Source organism: Paenibacillus sp. OV219 (genome assembly GCF_900110075.1).
Taxonomy (GTDB): Bacteria; Bacillota; Bacilli; order Paenibacillales; family Paenibacillaceae; genus Paenibacillus_Z.
The window spans coordinates 1-17472 of sequence record NZ_FOCJ01000006.1; the positions used below are offsets into that span (position 1 = coordinate 1).

The 17472-nt window shown below is 48.9% G+C and carries 13 protein-coding genes; 10 read left to right on the top strand and 3 right to left on the bottom strand.

Translation table 11 applies throughout. From position 1 onward, the window contains the following. Nucleotides 1-184: 184 nt before the first annotated feature. Nucleotides 185-1231: a LacI family DNA-binding transcriptional regulator gene (locus tag BMY11_RS15735; protein ID WP_090577905.1), complete on the bottom strand. Its 1047-nt coding sequence runs from the start codon at nucleotides 1229-1231 to the stop codon at nucleotides 185-187. 359 nt (nucleotides 1232-1590) lie between these two features. Between BMY11_RS15735 and BMY11_RS15740 the strand changes: the two genes are divergently transcribed. The 10 genes from BMY11_RS15740 to pgmB all read left to right on the top strand — a co-directional run bounded on the left by BMY11_RS15740 (nucleotide 1591) and on the right by pgmB (nucleotide 13510). Further along, on the top strand, nucleotides 1591-2910 hold the full coding sequence (locus BMY11_RS15740) for an ABC transporter substrate-binding protein (protein WP_090577908.1): 1320 nt from the start codon (nucleotides 1591-1593) through the stop codon (nucleotides 2908-2910). 94 nt (nucleotides 2911-3004) lie between these two features. Then, a complete protein-coding gene (locus tag BMY11_RS15745) occupies nucleotides 3005-3874 on the top strand; it encodes a carbohydrate ABC transporter permease (RefSeq protein ID WP_090577911.1) in 870 nt (289 codons plus the stop codon). Nucleotides 3875-3888: 14 nt separating this feature from the next. Next, complete coding sequence (locus BMY11_RS15750; protein WP_090577914.1) at nucleotides 3889-4728, top strand: carbohydrate ABC transporter permease; 840 nt, start codon at nucleotides 3889-3891, stop codon at nucleotides 4726-4728. Between the two features lie 30 nt (nucleotides 4729-4758). Beyond that, a complete protein-coding gene (locus tag BMY11_RS15755) occupies nucleotides 4759-5811 on the top strand; it encodes a zinc-dependent alcohol dehydrogenase (protein WP_090577917.1) in 1053 nt (350 codons plus the stop codon). A gap of 12 nt (nucleotides 5812-5823) precedes the next feature. Further along, nucleotides 5824-6618 (top strand): sugar phosphate isomerase/epimerase family protein, encoded by a 795-nt coding sequence (locus tag BMY11_RS15760; protein ID WP_090577920.1) that lies wholly within the window; start codon nucleotides 5824-5826, stop codon nucleotides 6616-6618. Nucleotides 6619-6646: 28 nt separating this feature from the next. Then, a complete protein-coding gene (locus tag BMY11_RS15765; protein ID WP_090577923.1) occupies nucleotides 6647-7684 on the top strand; it encodes a Gfo/Idh/MocA family protein in 1038 nt (345 codons plus the stop codon). After that, a complete protein-coding gene (locus BMY11_RS15770) occupies nucleotides 7677-9932 on the top strand; it encodes a glycosyl hydrolase family 65 domain-containing protein (RefSeq protein ID WP_090577926.1) in 2256 nt (751 codons plus the stop codon). Before BMY11_RS15765 ends, BMY11_RS15770 begins: the two co-directional genes overlap by 8 nt. A 17-nt stretch (nucleotides 9933-9949) precedes the next feature. After that, nucleotides 9950-11608, top strand: coding sequence for an alpha-amylase family glycosyl hydrolase (locus tag BMY11_RS15775; protein WP_090577929.1), 1659 nt, complete (start codon nucleotides 9950-9952; stop codon nucleotides 11606-11608). Then, complete coding sequence (locus tag BMY11_RS15780; RefSeq protein WP_090577932.1) at nucleotides 11605-12858, top strand: glycerate kinase type-2 family protein; 1254 nt, start codon at nucleotides 11605-11607, stop codon at nucleotides 12856-12858. Before BMY11_RS15775 ends, BMY11_RS15780 begins: the two co-directional genes overlap by 4 nt. A gap of 13 nt (nucleotides 12859-12871) precedes the next feature. Further along, a complete protein-coding gene (gene pgmB / locus BMY11_RS15785) occupies nucleotides 12872-13510 on the top strand; it encodes a beta-phosphoglucomutase (RefSeq protein WP_090577936.1) in 639 nt (212 codons plus the stop codon). An 827-nt stretch (nucleotides 13511-14337) separates the two neighbouring features. Here the strand turns inward: pgmB and BMY11_RS15790 are convergent. Both BMY11_RS15790 and BMY11_RS15795 read right to left on the bottom strand, forming a co-directional pair. Next, nucleotides 14338-15294, bottom strand: a complete 957-nt coding sequence (locus tag BMY11_RS15790; protein ID WP_090577939.1) for a stalk domain-containing protein — start codon at nucleotides 15292-15294, stop codon at nucleotides 14338-14340. 307 nt (nucleotides 15295-15601) lie between these two features. Further along, entirely contained in the window at nucleotides 15602-16546 is a 945-nt protein-coding gene (locus BMY11_RS15795) for a ribose-phosphate diphosphokinase (RefSeq protein WP_090577942.1), read from the bottom strand. Nucleotides 16547-17472: the final 926 nt, after the last annotated feature.

A 17472-nucleotide genomic window follows, 5' to 3' on the forward strand; every position in this document is an offset into this window, starting at 1 on the left:
TTTAAAAAAGATGACCCCTGTGCAGTACAGGAATCATCTTTTGTCGGTTGCCTAACTCTCTTTTTTCAAGTGTCCTTGACTTAGGGACCAGTTTATGGGTGGCAGACCTGGGAGCACTTTTTTTTACAATTATTGCCTTAAATTATATTCCCTTAACGTATTGCTGACAAGCTTTCGCAATTCTTCAGCTGACAGGGGATTCTTCTGCTTTGGAAACGACAGAAGAGCGGATTTTCAATTCCGTTGGGAGCATGCAGTTGGATTCGGGAAGGCCTTTCTTGATCATTGCAAACAGCTTAGTCGCAGACACGATCCCCAAATCATATACCGGAACTTTCACCGACGTTAGCGGAGGCGTAAGCATTTTCGAGAACGTATAGTCGTTGTAGCCGATGACGGAAAGCTGTTCGGGGATGCTGATCGAAAGCTGTTTGGCGGCTTGGTATATGCCGAGCGCTTTAATATCGTCCGTAGCGAAAATCGCCGTCACGTCTTGCCGGACGCATAAGAGCCGAAGCGCAGCATCATACGCGGATTCGACGGTATGTCCGCCGTCAACGAATAAATCCTCGTCGATCTCGATATCATACTCTTGAAGCGCGCTGGAAATTCCCTCTATACGGTCCAGCGAGACATAGTGATTTTTGGGCGCGTGAATGCAGCCGATTTTGGTATGTCCCATGCGGATCAGATACTTGCAGGCCTCCAGCGAATCCTTGAAATTATCTGTATCCACACTGAAAATATTGTCGTAATGACTTTTCTCTACATATTTCCCGACGACGGCTACAGGAATATCCGTATTCCCCAGAGCTTCAATCAATATATCATCTACGCGTGAGCTCAACAGAATCACGCCTTTGATCAGTTTGTCCGCAATCATGGAAAGCGTCTTGGTAACTTCTTCCTGCTGATTGGTGCTGGATTGAAGGATGAGATCGTAACCATGCTCTTCGGCAACTTCACCAATGGAATTGACAATGATATTGAAATAGGGATTGTCCACGGCGAACTTCGATGAACGGGCATAACTGATCAAGATGGCATCAAAGCCGTCGGAGGACAAGCTTCTGGCCAATTTGTTAGGCCGGTAATTCAGGGATTCAATCACTTCCAGCACTTGTTCGCGAGCCTTTTTGGAAACGGCAGGATGATCGTTGAGCACTCTGGAAACGGTTGACACGGAAACCTTGGCAAGTGCTGCGACATCCTGGATAGTCGGCTTTGGCATGACATAATCCTTTCATGAAAATCAAATGTATATGGAGTTATTCTAATACGAATGACGGATAAAGTCCACGTCATTAACAGGAAACTCCCAGTAATAACGGGATATTTGAGTTGGTGTTGCAAAAGTGAGCAGTTTTGATATAATCATGGTACCGTTTCCACGAAAAACGTATAAAAATGGCGACAAAACTCGAGTGAAATGAGCTTGAAATGGAGTAATTAGGAACTTATTTCATAATATTTCCTTCATTATTCAAAAATTGGGTTGATATTCGTCAATTTTCGACAATGTTTTTCGAGGGAATTGCATTCATTTTGGTATCGGTACCAAAACAACTAGACGAAGAGGTGTGTCGAAAAATGAAAAAGGTGGCAGCAGTAACGCTAGGCGCAGCTTTAATTGTTGGCGGATTGACTGGTTGCGGGAGCAAAAGCAACACGAATGATCAGTCGAATGGAAACCAAGGTACGGCGGCTAACGTGAAAATTCAATTCATGCATTCCATGGTTGAGCAGGATCGCGTGGAAATCATTCAAAAAATGATCGATGCGTTCCATACGGCAAACCCTAACATTACGGTAGAGCAAGTACCGGTAGACGAAGATTCGTACCAAACGAAGATTACGGCGCTCGGCGGAAGCGGCAAGCTTCCGGAGACGATGGAATTAACGCAGGACATGGCGAAGCTGCTTGCCAAGAATGAGTTCCTGGATCTGGATACAACGAAAACCATTATCGACGGCATCGGCGAAGACAATATTTACAAAGGCGCGCTGGATGCCATGAAGACCGAAGACGGCGCCAACTATACGGCGGTTCCAATGGCCGGCTGGGTGCAAGGGATCTTCTATAACAAGAAAATGTTCGATGCAAAAGGATTGAAGGCACCGTCCTCGTGGGCCGATATCCTCGCGGCTGCGAAAGCGTTCAATGATCCGGCCAACAAGAAATACGGCATTGCGCTTCCTACCGCGAACACCGAATTCACGGAACAAGCCTTCTCCCAGTTTGCGCTTTCCAACGGGGCGAACGTATTCGACGAGAATGGCAAAGCGAACTTCGATACGCCGGAAATGAAAGCCGCGTTGGACTACTACAAGGAGCTGGCTCAGTATACGATGCCAGGATCGAACGATGTTCCGGAAGTGAAGGACGCATTCATGAGCGGCGCTGCGCCGATGGCGATCTACTCGACATGGATTCTGGGTTCTGTATATGACGCAGGCACGGCAGCAGATCTAGGCTTCGTCGTTCCTTCGAACAAGGAACAAGCAGCTTTCGGCAACATCACGGGCATCGGCGTAGCGGCCGATATCGACGATGCGAAGAAAGACGCGGCAGTCAAGTTCACAACGTTCATGCTGCTAGAAGAGAACAACATCAAATGGCTGCACATGTCCCCGGGCGGCATGCAGCCGATCCTCAAGAGCGTCGCGAGCAACCAGGAATATTTGAATAACGACATCCTTAAGGCCTTTGCTCCGATTTCGCAAGACATCAGCGGCGCGTTCGCGAATCTGAAGCTGTTCGGAACCGTGAACGGCAAGAACTTCGCGAACATGGGCGACGTCACAAGCAAGAAAATCGTCAGCAACGCGGTATACAATAGCATTATTCAGAAGGCGGACGTTGAATCCGAACTGAAGAAAGCACAATCGGAAATCGAAGCAATCGACTAAACGATGTTCATTCACAAAAATCAGTTAAAAGGGGCCGTCGTTTATCGATGGCACCCTTTTATGCTCATACCTTATGAGACATAAGGAGATTACGATGGGAAAAAACAAAAAAGATGCATTGCTTGGCTATCTCTTCTTGCTGCCGAGTATTCTGCTGATCTTGTTGCTAATCGGCTATCCCATGATTAGAAACTTGATCATCAGCTTTCAGAAGGTGCCGCTCAATCCGAAGAAAGCCGGAGAATTTATCGGTTTCGATAACTATTCGAGCATTTTGACGGATTGGGAGTTTTATAAGTCGTTCCTGCTCACGGTCGGCTTCACGGCACTAGTCGTTATTCTTAGCACGGCCCTAGGTCTGGCGGTTGCGATTTTCTTCAACCGCAAATTTATGTTCAAACGGCTTGTCTTGGCTCTTGTGCTCTTGCCGTATATCGTACCGTCGATTTCGGTTATTTTCGCTTGGAAATACATGTTCAACAACGTGTATGGCATTATCAACTACATTCTGGTCGATAAGCTGCACGTTTTCAAAGTAGCACCGCTTTGGTTCGACGATCCTAAGTATTCCTTCGTCATCGTCGTCCTGTTCAGCGTATGGAAGTTCTTCCCGTATGCTTACTTAACGTTCTATGCCATTCTTCAGACGGTGGACAAGTCTTACTACGAGTCGGCGAGCTTGGACGGAGCCGGGTTCTGGAAGAAGTTCACCCACATTACGATACCGGAAATTATGCCCGTGTTAATAACGGTTGTCACGCTTCGTACCATCTGGGTATTCTACATGTTCACCGAGGTGTACTTGTTGACCAAGCGCGTTCCTATACTCGGCGTTTACCTGTATGACTCAGCATTCGCGGTCAACGATTTTGGCAAGGCGGCAGCCATCTCGATCTCGCTGTTTGCCGTTATATTCGCCTTTATCATGTTGCTTCGAAAGAGTGCTTTTGCCAAACAGGCTTAGGAAAGGATCCTGACATGAAAAATAAGAAAAAGATTAACAGCATCGTGTTCTATACCGTGTTGATCTTGTTTATGGCGGCAATCCTGTTTCCGTTCTTCATTATGCTGATGGTTTCCCTTAAACCATCGGCAGAAGCGATCCAGTATCCGCCGACGATATTCCCGAAACACATCACGACCGAGCACATACGGGATATTTTCAATCCGAAGATCTTCCCGTTCCGCAGCTACTTCAGCAACAGCATCAGCATTGCGCTCATTTCCGCGGCCGTATCCGTGGTGGCCGGTATTTTCGGGGGCTACAGCTTGTCCAAGCTGCGGTTCATGGGTCGGACGACGATCAATCAAAGTTTCTATTTCGTGTATATGTTCTCCGGCATTTTGCTCGTCGTGCCGTTGTTCAAAATCATCTCTTCGCTCGGCTTGACGAACACGAGAACGGCGCTGATCATTACGATGGTTGTACAGACGCTGCCGACTTGCGTGTTTATGTTGAAGAGCTACTTCGATACGATTCCGCCGGAAATCGAAGAGGCCGGAACGGTCGATGGACTCAACAAGGTGCAAATCGTGTATAAGATCATCGTTCCGCTATCGATATCTGGGATCGTATCGGTATTCGTATATGCGTTCATGATTGCGTGGAACGACTATTTGTTCGCTTCTACGTTATTAAGTTCTTCCGATTTGTTCACACTGCCGATAGGTTTAAATACGTTGTTCAGCACGCCTGATTACGTATGGGGCAGAATGATGGCTGCATCGCTGTTTACTTCGTTGCCGATCATCGTCTTGTATGCGCTGAGCGAACGTTTCATTAAGAGCGGATCGACTGAGGGCGGCGTTAAAGGGTAATTAAATTCTGTTGAAGCAGGTGGGAAAATCATGAAAAAGTTAGTAGCGACTGCGCCAAGAACGGCAGCTTTAGTGGAATATACCGATCCCGTCATTAAAGAGAACGAGATCAAGGCTGAGGTTATCTTCGCCTCGCCTAAGCACGGCACCGAAATCGTAGACTTCAGAGGCCTCAGTCCGTTCGCGGAAGAAGAGTACAACGCGGAGTGGCAAATGTTCATGCCGAGAGAAGAAGGCACGAAGAGCGGACTCGAGTTCGGCGACATGAATCTCGGCAACATGTGGGTCGGCAAAGTGACGGAATGCGGCAGTGCGGTTACGGAATTCGCGATCGGCGACATCGTGTGCAGCTACGGCTCCATTCGTCAAACGCAAATTATCAATGCGGTCAATAACTATAAGCTGCGCAAAGTTACGCCAGGCGTATCGTACAAGAACGCGGTATGCTACGATCCGGCTCAATTCGCGCTAGGCGGAGTCCGGGACGCAAACGTGCGCGCGGGAGATTACGTTGCGGTTATCGGTCTCGGCGCGATCGGGCAAATTGCCGTTCAACTCGCTAAGCGGGCTGGCGCGTCGATCGTCATCGCCATCGATCCGATCCAGGACCGCTGCGACATTGCCCTGAGTCATGGGGCGGACGTTACGCTGGATCCAACGAAGTGCGACGTCGGCTTGGAGCTTAAGAAGCTGACGGGCAAGAAAGGCGTAGACAGCGTCATCGAAACGAGCGGACACGTCACCGCGCTGCAAGCTTCTTTGAAAGGTCTTGCTTACGGAGGTACGATCTCGTACATCGCGTTCGGCAAGCCGTTCCCGGAAGGGCTCAACTTCGGCAGAGAAGCCCACTTCAACAACGCGAAGCTGATCTTCTCCAGAGCGTCGAGCGAACCGAACCCGGATTATCCGCGATGGGACCGCAAGCGTATCGAAGAAACGTGCTGGGAACTGCTGATGAACGGCTACTTGAATTGCGAAGATATTATCTATCCGGTCGTGTCTTTTGAAGAATCTGCAGCAGCTTTTGAAAAATACGTAGACAGAAACCCTGAGCTGGGCATCAAAATGGGCGTTCAGTTCTAGGAGGACAAGCACATGAGATTCGGAACGCAAGATAAAGATTTCTTCCCCGTCGATTTCGTAGAGAAGTTCAAACAGGTCAAGGAGCTCGGGTTCGATACGTTCGAGATCGACGGCAAAGCGCTCGTCGAGCATCTCGATCAAGTGAAGCTAGCGATCGAGACGACAGGCGTGCAAGTTCTCACGGCCTGCGGCGGTTACAGAGGCTGGATCGGCGACTTCATCGAAGAGAAGCGTCTTAACGGCGTAGAGGATCTGAAAGCGATCATCCGCGCGCTGAAGGAAGTTGGCGGCAAAGGTGTCGTCGTGCCTGCAGCATGGGGCATGTTCACGTTCCGACTCCCGCCGATGGTATCCCCTAGAAGCAAGGAAGGGGATACGAAGGCGATCCTTCAATCGCTTGCGGCGCTCGATCCGGTCGCTGCCGAGAACGGTATTCAGATTTATTTGGAGCCGCTCAATCGTTACCAGGACCATATGATGAATACGATTCAGGATGCGCGTGACATTATTGAGGCGGGCAAGTTTACGAACGTGAAGATCATCGGCGACTTCTATCACATGAATATTGAGGAAGACGATATTTCGGCATCGTTCCGGAAGCACCGGGACTTGATTCAGCATGTTCATATTGCGGATAACCATCGCTATCAGCCGGGTTCGGGCTCCATTGATTTCAAGCATCATTTCGAAACGCTGCGCAGCCTCGATTACGATGGCGTTATCGTATATGAGTGCCGGGTGCGTGGCGATAATCATTTGGAGGAATACGCGAAGTCGATCGCCCGGATGAAACAGCTGTACTTGTAACGGCAGGATGGGATAGGAGAGTAGCGGCATGAAGACGATCGCCATTGTCGGGACGGGCAATATTTTCGAAACGGTCCATTATCCGCAGTTCAGCAAGTACAGCGACGAGTATGCGATTACGGCTATCGTCACGACGAGCGAAGAGGGCGGAAGAGCCAAGGCGCAGCAATACCGAATTCCTCACTATTACACCTCCGTAGAAACGATGTTGCAGGAACGCAAACCCAATATTGTCGTGGTTTGCGTTCCGAACAAGTTTCACTACGAGACGGTGATGCAGGCGCTCAGGCACGGCTGTCATGTGCTGTGCGAGAAGCCTCCGGCAATCAATAGCGAGCAAGCTCGCGAGATGATGGAACTGGCCGATGAGAGGAACTTGGTGCTGGCCTATAACCTGCATCACAGGCATTCGGCTAATACGGATTTCTTAAAACAACAAATCGACCAAGGTAAGCTGGGTCATATTTATAACGTCAAAGTGAATGCGTTGCGCAGACGCGGAGTGCCTGGTTGGGGAAGTTTCACCAATAAGGACATGACGGGCGGCGGACCGCTTATTGACATTGGCGTTCATATGCTGGATACGGCGTTGTATTTGATGGGCTACCCCCAGGTGACTTCGATTATGGCAAGCGCTTATCGTGAAATCGCGACAAAGAAAAATAAAGGGACGCTCGGAAGCTGGAATCCCGATACATTCGAAGTGGAAGATGCGGTGTTTGCCTTTCTGAAATTTAAGAACGGCGCTTCGCTGACATTGGAAACGTCGTTTGCCCTGAACATACAAGAGAAAAGCGTCATGAACGTCTGGCTAAGAGGCAGCGAGGCCGGCGCTTCGGTGTTTCCGCTGGCGATATTCGGGGATGTCGAAGGAGAACTGACGGATACCGAATTCCCGTTCCTCGATGAACGCGGCAATCACGAGAACAGCATCAAGCGTTTCCTGGCACGATGCGAGGGCAAGGATGCGATGATTGCAACGGCACGGGAAGGCTGCGAATTACAACAGATTTTGGACGGAATCTACCAATCTGCCGAGCGGGGAGAAGTTGTAACCTATGATTAGAAACGTACCACATGTAGACCGCTTGTCAGAAACCAGCTTCGACCTCGGTCATATTGGAAGAGCTGAAACGTTGATGACCCAAGGTAATGGCTACCTAGGGATTAGAGGTTCCTACGAAGAGGATTATACCGGCAGTATCCGAGGATGCTACGTCGCGGGAACGTACAACAAAGACAGTGAGTTTGAGGTCGCAGAGCTGCCGAATCTGGCGGATCTGATTCACTTCGAGATTCAACTGGACGGAGAAACATTCCGGATGGATCAAGGCAAGCTCTTAGCGTACAACCGCTCGTTAATCTTCGATACAGGTGAGCTGGTCAGAGAAATACGATGGGAGTCCTGCAACGGATGCATCTATCGAATCGTGTTCCGTCGGTTTGTATCGCAGCGCCTGCTGCACGCCGTCATCAGCCAAGTGGAGATTACGCCGGAGACGGCGGATTGCAAGCTGCTCATTCACACCGGCATTAATGGCAGAATGACGAATGCGGGCACGCAAAATATGCATGAGACGGAGAAGCGCGTATTCGAGAACCGCTACATGCAGGTCACGCAGCAAACGACGCAGTCCCGGATCGATGTGATCTACGCGAGCATGCTGGAGAGAAAAATGGACGGCGAAAGCAAATTTATATCCGAGCGCAGAAAGCTGATGGAGGCTTACAAAGCGGACATCGGGCGGAATCGTACGCTTGTCATCACCAAGAAGTCAGTCGTGACGACATCCTTGGATCGTAGCTTCGTCGATGCATATGATGTGGGGGAAGCGAGAGAGCTTAACTTAGCCATGCTCCAAAGTATCGCAGCGAAGAGCTACACGGAGCTGCTCGTCGAAAGTGCGGATGCTCGCCAACTGGGATCGGGGATTACGATCGCTAGCGAGCATAATTTCGATCAACTGTCGATTAACTTCGCGGCCTACCATTTGAATATTATGGCGCCTGCTCATGACAATCGTTTCTCGATCGGAGCGAAGGGCTTGACCGGGGAAGGCTACAAAGCGCATGTGTTCTGGGATACGGAAATTTTCATGCTGCCGTACTTCCTCTATAATGCACCAGAGACTGCCAAGAAGCTGCTCGAATATCGGTACGGCGTATTGGAGAAGGCGAAGGAAAAAGCGCTGCGCAATGGCTATGAGGGCACGTTATACCCTTGGGAAAGCGCGTTGACTGGCGAAGAGGAAACACCGGAGTTCGCCGCGATGAACATTAAGACGGGTACAAGGGAACGCGTGCATTCCGCAGATAAGGAGCATCACATTGTCGCGGATATTGCTTATAGCGTACTGGAATACGAGAAAGCAACCGGTGATCGGGCATTCATGCAAGAGATGGGCGTCGAGATGCTCATGGAAGCTTCGCGCTTCTGGGTAAGCCGGGCCGATAAAAGCAAGAGACCTTATTCCATTCTTAATATCATCGGGCCCGACGAGTATACCGAGCATATCGACAACAATGCATATACGAACTATTTGGCGCACGAAGTGGTCTCGAAGACGCTGGAGAAGATGGCGGAATACGGATCGGACAAGCGCGACGAAGCGTCGTTCCGCGATTTCGTGGCGAATCTGTATTTGCCGCAGACGACGGAAGCCGGCGTTATCCCGCAAGACGACAGTTTCCTGACGAAGCCGATCATCGATTTGGAGAAGTATCGGGCGGCGCCGGGCAAACAGCTTATTTTGCAAGATTTTACGCGTTCTGAAGTGGTTAACATGCAAATCTTGAAGCAAGCCGATGCAGTCATGCTTCTATATGTTTTGCCTGAATTGTTCGGCAAGCACGTAGCAGAATCGACTTGGAATTATTATGAACCGAAGACGATTCATGATTCCTCGCTGAGCATGTGCATGCACAGTATCGTGGCGCTGCAGTTCGGCGAAGTGGACAAGTCTTATGCGTGCTTTGAGAAGGGCGAACGCATTGACTTGGGCGAACACGCCCATTGCACGGATGGCATTCATGCCGCATCGCTTGGCGCCATCTACTTGTCCGTCGTTGCAGGATTTGGCGGCGTGTCGGTGGCAGAGAACAGGCTGCGGATTGATCCGCAGTTGCCAAAAGCTTGGAGCCGGCTTCGTTTCCCGTTTGTATATCGGAATGAACGGATCTGGTTCACGATCGACAAGAACCGGATCCATATAGCGAGAAGCGGGGATTGCGAGGCGCATCTGTCCATTTCATGCAACGGGCAGACGTATGTGTCGCAAGGAGCGAAGCAATCGCTGGAAATTGAATATTGTTAAGGGCACGGAGGGAAACCATGGAGAACAAGATTAAACATATATATGGGGATAAAGCTCCTATTGTAATGCAAGGAATCGAGCGTTTGCTCGCTAAGTATAAGGATGGAAAGCCGCAAAATTCATGGGTTACGGAAGATGAAGTCATGCTGATTACGTATGGCGACAGCGTTCGCAGCCCGGGTGAAATGCCGCTTCAGACGCTGGACGAGTTTCTAACGAACGACGTGAATAGCGGCGTGACCGCGGTACACATTTTACCTTGTTTCCCGTATACGTCTGACGACGGCTTCTCGGTCGTCGACTACCGCGTGATCGATCCGGACTTGGGCGACTGGGGCGATGTCGAGAAACTCGGATCCCACTTTGATCTGATGCTGGATGCCGTCATCAACCATGCATCGGCAAGCAGTCCATGGTTCCAAGGCTTCCTGCAAGATGACGAACGCTATCAAGATTATTTCGTCGTTGCGGACCCGGTGCTGGATTATTCATCCGTAACCAGACCGAGAGCGCTGCCGCTGCTGACGGAAGTGGAGACGCCGTCGGGCAAGAAGCATGTGTGGACGACGTTCAGTGCCGACCAGATCGATTTGAACTTCGAATCGCCGCAGGTGCTGCTCGAGATTCTGGATATTCTGGCGATGTATGCGCATAAAGGCTCTAGATTCATTCGATTGGATGCCATCGGATTCATGTATAAGAAGCTAGGTACCACGTGTATGCATCTAGAAGAGACGCATATGCTCGTTCAAGTGATGCGGGAGTTCCTGGACATTGCCGTTCCGGGGACGATTCTCATTACCGAGACGAATGTTCCGCATAAAGATAACATCAGTTACTTGGGCGATGGCAATGAGGCGCATATGGTTTATCAATTCCCGCTGCCTCCGCTCACGCTGTTCTCGTTCTACAAGCAGAATGCCCGCAAGTTGATGGACTGGGCAAACTCGTTGGAGCCGACGCCCAGGCATACGACGTTCTTTAACTTCTTGGCTTCCCATGACGGGATCGGCATGCGCCCGACAGAAGGAATTCTGACGTTGGAAGAGCGCGACATGATGGTTGAGAACGTCATTGCTCGCGGCGGATTCGTGAACTTTAGAGACAATGGGGACGGAACGAAGAGCCCTTACGAGCTCAACATCAACTATATGGATGCCCTAACGGATCCGGAGGCATCCGATGCGGAAAGAGCAAAGCGGTCGCTCGCCGCTCATGCGATTCTGCTCTCGCTCGCAGGCGTGCCTGCCGTGTATATTCATAGCTTGTTAGGGTCCCGGAACGATCGCCAAGCCGCGCTGGATTCAGGCATCAATCGCCGGATTAACCGGGCGAAGCTGGATAAGCAAACCGTGTGCGAGGAGCTCCAGGCGGATTCGCTGAGACGATCGGTATTCGAGCAAATGAGCGAATTGATCCGGACTCGCCGCGCTCAGTCCGCATTCGCGCCGCAAGCTGCGCAGCAAGTTGTTTATTTGGATGATCGGATCTTCTCCATTAGAAGAACGAATGAAGAGACCGGACAACAAATTCTGGTGCTGGTCAATGTATCGAGCGAAGAAGTGTCTGTTGATACGGGTATTCAAGGAATGGATCTCATTACCGGCCAAACAGTCGATGGCGTCCTCGTTGTGAAGCCGTGCTGTTACCATTGGGTAGGAGCTGCCTCCAAGTGAACGCGTTAAGAGAGCAAGCACTCCGGATCATTGAAGGTTCGATCAAGGCCGTGTTGCCGGAAGCCGCGGTCATCAAGGCGCTGCACGACAGACCGGCCGCGAGGCAAGCCGTCGTCGTAGCGATCGGCAAAGCGGCGTGGAATATGGCGCATGCGGCCGAGCAAGTATTGGGCGACAGCATCCGGCAAGGGATCGTCATCACCAAATACGAGCATTCGAAGGGGCTGATCGATCGCTTTGAAATCATTGAAGCGGGGCATCCGATTCCGGACGAGAATTCGATACTCGGCACGACGAAGGTGCTGCAGCTCGTTGACGGCTTATCCGCTGAAGAAGAAGTTATCTTCCTCATCTCGGGCGGCGGCTCGGCATTATTCGAGAAACCGCTTGGAAACCTTACGCTGCAAGACCTGATGGAAGTTACGGAGCGCCTGTTGTTCTCGGGTGCCGACATCGCCCTGGTCAATGTCGTTCGGAAGCATCTATCGGCGGTGAAAGGAGGACGGTTCGCGAAATTATGCGAGCCGGCTTCCATATTTGCCATCGTCTTGTCCGACGTGGTAGGCGACCGTCTAGACGCGATTGCTTCCGGCCCGGCTTGCGCCGACCGCTCCACTTCGGAGGAAGCGCTCGATATCGTCAAGCGTTATCGGCTGGACTTCGGTCCGACGATCCTTGAAGCGTTGCGGCAAGAAACGCCCAAGCAGATCGACAATTGCGAGACGGTCGTCACGGGCAGCGTGAAGTACTTGTGCGAAGCGGCGGCAGTCGAGGCCGAACGACTCGGCTACCAACCGCATATTCTTGCTTCGACTTTGACGGGCGAGGCCCGCGAGGTCGGCAAGATGATGGCTGCGATCGGAAGAGAAATCGCGGGCGGCGGTTCGGCATTCGGGTTCCGGAAGCCATGCGCGATTATTGCGGGCGGCGAAACCGTCGTGAAAGTAACGGGTAACGGCAAGGGCGGACGCAACCAAGAGGCGGCTCTCGCGGCGGCGTTTGAGCTTGACGGGATGGATGACATCCTGCTCTTCTCCTTTGGCTCGGACGGAACCGACGGCCCGACGGATGCTGCCGGAGGCATCATAGACGGCGGGACAATCGCGCGGATGAAGGCGAGCGGGATCGATCCGCTTCAGCATCTGACGAACAATGACGCTTACTACGCGCTGCAGGCGAGCGGCGATTTAATTATGATCGGTGCCACAGGCACGAACGTGAACGATGTTATCGTGTTACTTTGCAAGTGAGAGGGTGTTTCGAATGAATGTCCAGGGCATCATATTCGATCTGGATGGCGTAATCGTCAGCACGGATCATTATCACTATTTGGGTTGGAAGAAGATCGCGGACGAAGAGGGCATCGCGTTCAACGAAACGATCAATAACCGTCTTCGCGGCGTGAGCAGAATGGAAAGCCTGGCGATCATCTTGGAGCGGGCCGACAAGAGCTACTCCGAAGAGGAAAAAGTCGCCTTAGCGAGCAAGAAGAACGGTTATTATGTGGAGTATCTGTCCGATTTGAATGCCTCCCATATTCTTGACGGCGTTCAAGAGCTGCTACCGGGCTTGAAGGAACGGAATATCAAGATCGCGATTGGCTCCTCAAGTAGAAACGCCAAGCTGATTCTTGAGAAAATCGGGCTGCTTCATTCGTTCGACGCGATTGCGGACGGCAGCGAGATTAAGAATAGCAAGCCGGATCCGGAAGTTTTCCTGCTCGCTGCTCAGAAGATGGGCCTTGAGCCTGCGCAATGCGCGGTCGTAGAGGACGCGATTTCCGGCATCGATGCTGCCAATGCAGCTAATATGATCAGTATTGCGGTCAGCGATGCCAAAACGTATGACAAAGCAGCCTACCGGTTAGACGGTGTAGAAGAACTTCTTTTATTGCTAGGGTAGAACCTCAAGAAATGCACCAAATTTTACTTTGCATTGGATGAGCGTGAATTATATTACAAGATAGATAAGCAGCCTGCCGAATAAAAAATCGGCAGGCTGCTTTTGTTTAGTACTTTAATTTGATTGCCGATCAACATGGAGCATGGAATCGTATCTCGGTATGTTCGGTTCGGAGTGTTAAGGTTTCTTTTTGTAGACATTAAACTTTTTCACATATACAAGGGTCTCGTTTCGAATTTACAGTGGTTGTGAAGCGAAAATAAGAAATACAGCTAGTCAATGAGATTGTTTGTTTTCGCTTCCATTAAGCCTGTCGTCGAATGAGTCGATTTTACTAGAGTCTCTAAAAGTTATTAGTGAGGAGTCAGAGGCGAAGATTCTTTTTGCTGGCGTTAACAAGCCAGTATTTCCACTATTACTTGCAAGAAGATGTATGCACTGGGATCTGAACACCGAGCAAATTGTGTCTTGACTTTTCTGAATATACAGAAACCCATTATATAATCTAACCACCGTATCCAAGCGGTGGTTTTTTGTAAATTAGAGTGCATAATTATACATTTGAAAATCAGAGGATATTCTCAATAATTAAGAAATTTCGATGTGTTTGGTTTCCTTGGACATTTGCGATTCTCAAGAAATATGAATATGACCCTTGATAAATAAACGTTTTTCAATTCACATTTCTCAACAAATCTGACACCACTCAACAAAACAAACAGTGCAGCCGGAGAAGTCAGACGTTGATCGATAGAAGAGCCTTCAACCCTTATATTACAAGGATTAGAAGGCTCTTTGTGCGTTTCAGTAAAGTATGCTCCGTGTGCTTATCCAGATATTTGATCGTCTTGCTGATTATCCGCTAGATTCTGCAATAGCTCTATCGTTCTGTCGTAGTTGGCTAGTGCGGTGTCTAGATCAAAGTCTTCGGGAAGGGACTTATCATTCTCGAGCTCTTTCTTTCCCTGAGTTGCAAGATCAATGACATTCTCATTAGTGGACGTAAGCAAGTTGGCATTCGCGTTATGTTCCAACAAGTAGGTTACAAGATCATAATTGCCATTGTATGCTGCCCCATGCAGCAATGTATAGCCGTAATTCAGCAACGGTTCCTTATAGCTCGTTTGCATGAAATCGATCGGGAAGCCGGCGTTTAACAATACCTGAACCATTTGGGTACTGCTGACGAAAACATACGGACAGATCTCAAACATGCTGTCTGGAATCGTCAATTCACGCCAATCCTGTAGGGAGCGCTCTAGTCCTTTGACGTCATCGTTCATAATGAAATCCATGAGTTCTTGCTTATGTGCGGAAGATGCCCAATATGTTGGTGCCGGACGGTCTAAAATGCTGCTTCCTACGGTTGGCAGAAAACTTGTAAATTCCGCAATTCGTCCTCCGCTTGCTTCGATAATGAAACGAAGGGAGATATAGGAGACTCCGTTAATAATCTGTACAGGCACTGGCATGGTCTTTTTTTTGCCATCTACTTGAACGGCTTTAGAGTTAGCCTTTAGAACGATTTTGTGCTTGGCATTCGCCACGGTCCACTCCTTAGCGTTCGCAGCCCATGCGAGGCTAAGTTTCAAGGAGGAAGATGCCGTTCTAAGCGAAATCAAACTGATTTTCTGGTTATCAATCACTTTGGAGATATAGTCTGTAGGCTGGCCGTCAATATAGAGCATGGATACTTTAGATGCTGGCTGTGCCGCATGCACAAACGGCGTAAAAATACTTAATAATAACATGAATCCGCATAACATTAGCGCTAACTTTTTCAAATCATTCCCTCTTCCTGATAGTAGGTGTCTATTTCTAAATAATAGTATCAATTTTGGAAGAAAGTTTATATAAAAAAAGGTTGTTAATAGGAATTTTTCAATTTGAGTTCTGAATTCGGTTCGGAGAATGGCATGAAAAATCGGATGGGCTTACGATTTTCCTTGCTGAGGGGATGGCCATGTCTCGAGCCGTTAGTAAGGCTTGCATGCTACCATAAGATTATTGGTCGAAAATTTTCCAGCAAAAAAAGCAAGTGGCATTTAGTTGCCGCTTGCTTTTTTTCTTGTCCCTCACTCTCACGATTCCTTACATTTGCTTCGTCTTAAACAGCGTATTTATCGATCCGCCGTTATTAATAATTTTAAGCGCAGTTGCGAGAAGCTCTGCCATTGGAAGAACAACGAACTTATCCGAATGGTTCGGGTCAATTGCGATGGTATCCGTAATAACGACCTCTTTAATGTAGGGATGCGACAGCTTCTCGAGCGCGTTATCCGAAAACAACCCATGTGTTGCGCAAATATAGGCGTCATTCGCGCCTCTTTTATGCAGCGCCTCAACAACATTCACAATCGTACCGCCTGTATCGATTAAATCCTCAATAATAATCGGAGTCATGCCTTCGACTTCACCGATAATATGAGTGATTTTCGTCTTATTGTGAGCAGGGCGGTTCTTAATCATAATGGCAAACGGACAGTCCATATAGTTGGCGAGCTTCTCAGCGGTTGTTGCCCGACCAGCGTCAGGTGAGACAACTACCGGATTCTTAATGTTCTTTGCCTTCAAATAATCCGTGATGAGATCCAAAGCAGTAATATGATCAACAGGGATATCGAAAAAGCCTTGAATCGGATCGGCATGAAGATCTACCGTAATAATGCGGTCAGCGCCTACAGTTGTCAGCACATCGGCTACGAGCTTCGCGGAAATTGGTTCGCGCGGGGCTGCTTTCCGTTCCTGACGAGCATAGCCGTAATACGGCATAACGATATTAATCGTTTTGGCTGAAGCCCGCTTTGCAGCATCAATCATAATCATGAGTTCGACTAAATGCTCATTTACGGGATGAGACAAGGATTGAACGATATAGATATGAGAAGAGCGAATCGATTCGATATAACGTAAGCTGATTTCTCCGCTTTGCAGCCTGGAAATCTCAATGTCTCCAAGCGGAACATTAAGCTGCCGGCATAGCTCTTCCGCGAGCGGGCGGTTCGATGAACCGGAAAATATTTTTACATTTTGCATCCGCTTGACTCCTCCTAAAAGAATTGCTACGCAATTCTTGCATCGTAAGCATGAACTACAAAGAATTGCTATGCAATTCTTGCAGAGTGTCAAGAAAGTCCTCCGGACTTCTCTGCACTTTTATTAATATTTGGTGGTTCTCATCTCATCGAAGAAAAATCGATTGGGAGGTTCGACAGCCTGCAAGCATTGCTACGCAATTCTTGCATCGTAAGCATAGTTTTTTTATATTCTTGCAACATACAGTTAGTCCCATTATATCCTTTCCCTTTGTAAATTCAAAATTACCCTTACCCGTATAAAAAGAACGGTCTTGAAAAGTCTGTGTAGACTTCACTGCCAACAGCACCGCGAGGGAGTTCAATTAATGTAACACTATTGAAATGTTATCTTCATCTCGGTTTAATGAAGTAAGTCTATAATAAATCTCGACCCCCTTTTATAAATATAACTTAGACCCGCAGCCCGTTGCTGTGGGTCTCTTTTTTGTTGAATTCTAACGGCTTGGGAATATCGAGCCTATGAATTTTGGAATAAACGTGATGGTTCTCCTGAGGAAAAAGCAAATAAGATATTAGAGGTGAAAAAGTTGCCAACCTTTGTGGTTCAAATGGAAGAAAAGCTGTTCCGTTAGCTTTATTAGGAGCAGAGGTAACTGTATTCGATATCTCTGATGAAAACAGGAAATATGCCTTAGAATTGGCTGCAAGCGCGAATACCACTATAGAATATATTGTCACCGATATTTAGTGATCGGCATGTTGATGCTCGTCGGCATCGTCGGCATCGTCGTCACGAATGCGGTCGTACTGCTTGATCGCGTGGAGAATTACGTTGGTTGTCTTGCCTGTTATCTATGAACTGGTCTGGAAGAAACGAAAGGCAAAGACGGAAGAGATATTCTAATCACTATTGGAGAAAACGAA